2 protein-coding genes and 1 pseudogene are annotated in these 5,152 nt (G+C 75.7%); 2 read left to right on the forward strand and 1 reads right to left on the reverse strand.

Annotated features, from left to right (window positions below; translation table 11 throughout):
- Positions 1–280, reverse strand: a pseudogene (locus Q0116_RS06865) (molecular chaperone DnaJ); the annotation flags it as partial.
- A gap of 149 nt (positions 281–429) precedes the next feature.
- Between Q0116_RS06865 and mutS the strand changes: the two are divergent.
- Entirely contained in the window at positions 430–3,312 is a 2,883-nt protein-coding gene (gene mutS, locus Q0116_RS06870; RefSeq protein ID WP_297886592.1) for a DNA mismatch repair protein MutS, read from the forward strand.
- Entirely contained in the window at positions 3,302–5,083 is a 1,782-nt protein-coding gene (mutL, locus tag Q0116_RS06875; RefSeq protein ID WP_297886593.1) for a DNA mismatch repair endonuclease MutL, read from the forward strand. The genes mutS and mutL overlap by 11 nt, the downstream gene beginning before the upstream one ends.
- Positions 5,084–5,152: the final 69 nt, after the last annotated feature.

A 5,152-nucleotide genomic window follows, 5' to 3' on the forward strand; every position in this document is an offset into this window, starting at 1 on the left:
CGTCGGTCCCGGCGGCGCGGTACGCCCGCTCGCGGTTGGCCTCGGCGCGGGCGCGCTGCCTGGCGCGCTCGCGCTCCGTCGGCCCCGCCCGCTCCGCGGACCGCCGGGCCTGTTCGTCGAGGCGTCCGCTGGCGTGGTACCAGAGGAAGTACGAGACGGCGGCGAACGGCAGCGCGAGCGCCAGCGCGATCGGGTGGAGGACGATCCCCGCGATCACGAGCAGCGCCGTCATGCCGACGAACGCCCCGGCGAGCACCACGACGACCGTTCGGTTCGTCACGGCCCCACTCGGGGGCGGAGGACCGTAAGCGTCCCGCTGGTGAGCCGCCCGGCGAGCCGCGGCGGTCGCGTCCGAGCGCGACGCCCGCGCCGCGGGTCGCCTCCCTCGCCTCCGCACCGTTTATCACCGCGGCCGCCCGGGTACGGCGTATGGAACCGGCGGACAGGGAGACGGTGACGGGGTTACCGCCCGGGATCGCCGCCGCCCGCGAGGAGCTCACGCCGATGCTCTCGCAGTACGCCGACCTCTGTGCCGCCCACGAGGACGCCCTGGTGCTGTTTCAGGTGGGCGACTTCTACGAGGCGTTCTGCGAGGCAGCCGAGACGGTGGCGCGCGTCTGCGAGGTGACGCTGACGGAGCGGTCCGACTCGACGGGCGACTACCCGATGGCGGGGATACCCATCGACAACGCGGCCCCCTACCTCGAGTCGCTGCTCGACGCGGGGTACCGCGTCGCGCTCGGCGACCAGGTCGAGGACGCCGAGCAGGCGTCGGGGCTCGTCGACCGCGCCGTCACCGAGGTGATCACGCCCGGCACCGTCGTCGAGGACGACCTCCTCGAGTCGGGGACGACGAACTACGTGGCGGCCGTGGCGGCGGACGGTGACGACGACGCCGGGACGACTGTCGGCCTCGCCGCGGTCGACGTCTCCACCGGCGAGTGCCTCGTCACGGCGGGCGACGCCGACACGGTCGCGGGCGAGCTCGACCGGATCGCCCCGGCCGAACTGATCGCCGGCCCGGACGCCCCCGCGTTCGAGCCGAGCGACGCGGAGCGCGGGTGGACGACCCACGACTACGACGCGGGCGCGTTCGACCGCCGGACGGCGACCGAGCGGCTGGAGCCGTACCTCCCGGCGCCCGACCACCGCTTCGACGCCGACGCGGAGCTACGGGCGGCCGGCGCGGTGCTCGCGTACGCCGAGTACACGCAGGGCGACGACGGCCCGCTCTCGTACGTGACCCGGGTCCGGCGGTACGACCCCCGCGACCGGCTCCGGCTCGACGCGGCGGCCCAGCGCAGCCTGGAGCTGTTCGAGAACCGCGGGCTGGGCGCGAGCGACACGCTGTTCGACGTCCTCGACGAGACGAGCTGCGCGCTCGGGCGCCGGTGTCTCGAGCGCTGGCTCCGCCGCCCGCTCGTCGACGCCGACGCGATCCGGAGCCGCCACGACGCGGTCGGGGAGCTCGCGGACCGGAGCCTCGCCCGCGAGGGGATCGCCGACGCGCTCGCGACAGCATACGACCTCGAGCGGCTGGTGAGCCGCGTCTCCCGGGGTCGGGCCGACGCCCGCGACCTGCGGTCGCTCCACCGGACGCTCGCGGTCGTCCCCGGGCTGAAGGCGACGCTCGCGGGCGCCGAGGGCGAACGGGCCGCCGCGGAGGACGGCGCCGACCTCCCCCGCACCGACCACCTCCGCGACCTCCGCGACCGACTCGACGAGCTGACCGAGGTCCGCGAGCTGATCGACGACGCGATCGCGACCGACCCGCCGCAGGAGATCACCGAGGGCGGGGTGATCCGCGAGGGGTTCGACGGCGACCTCGACGCCCTGCGCGCCACCGAGCGCGAGGGCCGCGAGTGGGTCGCCGACCTCGAGGCGAGCGAGCGCGAGCGCACCGGGATCGACTCGCTGTCCGTCGGCCACAACCAGGTCCACGGCTACTACATCGAGGTGACGGACGCGAACCTCGACCGCGTCCCGGACGACTACCGGCGTCGGCAGACGCTGAAGAACAGCGAGCGCTACGTCACGCCGGAGCTGAAGGAGCGCGAGGAGGAGATAGTCGGGGCCGCCGAGCGGGCGGACGCGCTGGAGTACGAGCTGTTCGTCGACGTCCGCGGGCGCGTCGCGGCCGAGACCGAGCGGATCCAGGCGCTCGCCGACGCGCTCGCCGAACTCGACGCGCTGGCGGCGCTCGCCGCGGTCGCGGTCGAGCGCGACTACGTCCGCCCCGACCTGCGCGACGACTCGGACGCGGGCGTCGAGATCGAGGGCGGGAGACACCCGGTCGTCGAGCGGACCGAGGAGGCGTTCGTCCCGAACGACGCGGACCTCCCGCGCGGCTCCGTCGCCGTGATCACCGGCCCGAACATGAGCGGGAAGTCGACGTACATGCGGTCGGTCGCGCTCGCCGTCGTGCTCGCGCAGACGGGGTCGTTCGTCCCCGCGCAGGCCGCCGCGCTCCCCGTCTTCGACCGGGTGTTCACCCGCGTCGGGGCCTCCGACGACATCGCGGGCGGGCAGTCGACGTTCATGCGCGAGATGAGCGAGCTGACGGAGATCCTCCACGACGCCGACGCCGACTCCCTCGTCTTACTCGACGAGGTGGGACGGGGGACGGCCACCACGGACGGCCGCGCCATCGCCCGCGCCGCGGCCGAGTTCCTCCACGACGAGCTCGGCGCGACCGCCCTCTTCGCGACGCACTACCACGGGCTCACGGACCTCGCCGAGGAGCGCGAACGAGTCTTCAACCTCCACTTCACCGCCACTCGCGAGGACGGCGACGTGACGTTCCTCCACCGGGTCGTCCCCGGCGCCTCCTCGTCGTCCTACGGCGTCGAGGTCGCTGAGCTCGCCGGCGTCCCCGGTCCGGTGGTCGGCCGCGCCCGCGACCTCGTCGCCGCGGAGGAGGCGGACCGGGCGCGCGCGGCGAGCGGAGACGGGCGCGGGGACGCGGTCGACGCCACGGGGTCTTCCGGCGAGAGCGGACCGTCCGCCGACGCCGGCGACCGCGACAGCAACTCCGAGGATCGCGACGGCGACGCGTCGCTGCGCGAGTTTCTCGCCGAGGAGGCGCCGGAGGACGGGGCCGCGTTCGACTCAGAGCGGGACTCCCCCGCGGCCGAGCGCTCGCCGGAGAGCGACCGCGCGTCCCCGGCATCGGACGCGGACCCGGGAGCACCGGCCGGCGCGTCTCCCGACCTCGCCGCCGCGCTCCGCGACCTCGACCTCGCACGGATGACGCCGATAGAGGCGCTGAACGCGCTCCACGACCTCCAGTCCCGGCTCGACGATGACGGGTGAGCGAGACCGCGGTCGCGGCGCGTCCGGAGCCGACGGTCCGACCGACGACGCTGAGCGCGTGCGACGGCTCGACCGGGCGACGGTCGACCGGATCGCGGCCGGCGAGGTGGTGACGCGGCCAGCCCGCGTCGTCGGCGAACTCGTCGACAACGCCCTCGACGCCGGCGCTTCGCGCGTCGATATCGCCGTCGACGGCGACGGAACCGACCGGATCCGCGTCGCCGACGACGGCCGCGGAATGGGGCGCGCGGACGCGACCCGCGCCGTCGAGCGCCACGCGACGAGCAAGCTCGCGCCCGACGGCGACCCGGTCGGGGTCGCGTCGCTGGGGTTCCGCGGCGAGGCGCTCGCGGCGGTCGCCGAGGCCGCCCGCCTCGAACTCGTGACGAGCCCGGGCGACGGCGTCGGCACCCGGGTCGTCGTCGACGGCGAGAGCGCGGGCGCCGCCGGAACGCCGGCCTCGGATTCGAACGTCGACGTCGAGCCCGCGGGGCGGGCCCGCGGGACGACGGTGGTCGTCGAGGACCTGTTCAAGACCCGCCCGGCGCGCCGGGAGTCGCTCGCGGGCGCGCACGCCGAGTTCGCGCGGATCTCCTCGCTCGTCGCCGACTACGCGCTGGCGAACCCGTCCGTGGCGTTCACCCTCGACCACGACGGCTCGACGACGCTGTCGACGCCCGGGACCGACCGCACGGACGCGCTGCTCGGCGTGTACGACCGCGACACCGCGAGCCGGTCGACGACCGTCGCCGCCGGTGTCGACCTGCCGCCCGAGGCCGACCCCGACGTGAACGCCGTCGGCGTCGATGTCGCCGGCGCGCTGGCGTACCCCTCGGTCACCCGAGCGACCCGCGACCACGTCCGCGTCTCGGTGAACGGCCGGCCGGTCCGGAACGACCGGCTCGCCGCGGCGGTCCGCGACGGCTACAGACGCCTGCTCCCCGACGGCCGCGAGCCGGTGGCCGCGGTCGACGTGTCGCTACCCCCCGACCGGGTCGACCCGAACGTCCATCCGGCGAAGCGGGAGGTGGGCCTCCGCGACGCCGACGCGGTCGCCGACGCGGTGGCGTCGGTCGTCGAGGACGCGCTCACGGGCGCGGACCTCCGGCGGTCCGCGGACGTCGCCACCGACCTCGACGCCGCGCTCACCCCGGTCGGCGCGGACGACGGCTCGCGGGCGGGCGCGTTCTCGAGCGCCGAGCCGATCGGGGTGTTCCGCGACCTGTACGTCCTCGTCGAGGCCGGCGACGAGCTGCTCGTGATCGACGGCCACGCGGCCCACGAGCGGGTCAACTACGAGCGGCTGGCCCGCGCGTTCGACGGCGAGCCGGTGCCGACCGCGGCGCTCGACCCGCCCGCGGCGGTCTCGCTGTCGACCGACGAGGCGGCGGCCGCGAGGGCGCACGCGGACGACCTCGCCGCGCTCGGCTTCGAGACCGAGGCGTTCGGCGGCGGGACGCGCCGCCTGCGCACCGTCCCCGCGCCGTTCGGTCGCGCGGCGGACGCCGACGCCTTCCGCGACGCGCTCGCGACCGTCTCGGGGGCCGACGCCGGCGCGGCGCGAGACGCGCGCGACGCCCTGCTCGCGGACCTCGCCTGTCACCCGTCGCTGAAGCGCGGCGAGTTCGACGACCTCGCGGCCGGCGACCTGCGCGACCTGCTCGACCGCCTGGGCGAGTGCGACCGTCCGTACGCCTGTCCGCACGGCCGACCGACGGTCCTCTCCGTCGACGAGGGGACGTTCGCGGCCGGGTTCGGTCGAGACCGGTGAGCCGCCGTCCGCGGGGCGCTCGAGACGGTCGACGGGGTCTCCGACCGGTATCTATTACCGTGATGGGCC

This window comes from uncultured Halorubrum sp., assembly GCF_937146585.1.
Classification (GTDB): domain Archaea; phylum Halobacteriota; class Halobacteria; order Halobacteriales; family Haloferacaceae; genus Halorubrum; species Halorubrum miltondacostae.

Excerpts from the sequence above, each read along its gene's own strand:
- mutS (WP_297886592.1), top strand. The coding sequence starts at position 430 with ATGGAACCGGCGGACAGGGAGACGGTGACGGGGTTACCGCCCGGGATC.
- mutL (WP_297886593.1), top strand. The coding sequence starts at position 3,302 with ATGACGGGTGAGCGAGACCGCGGTCGCGGCGCGTCCGGAGCCGACGGT.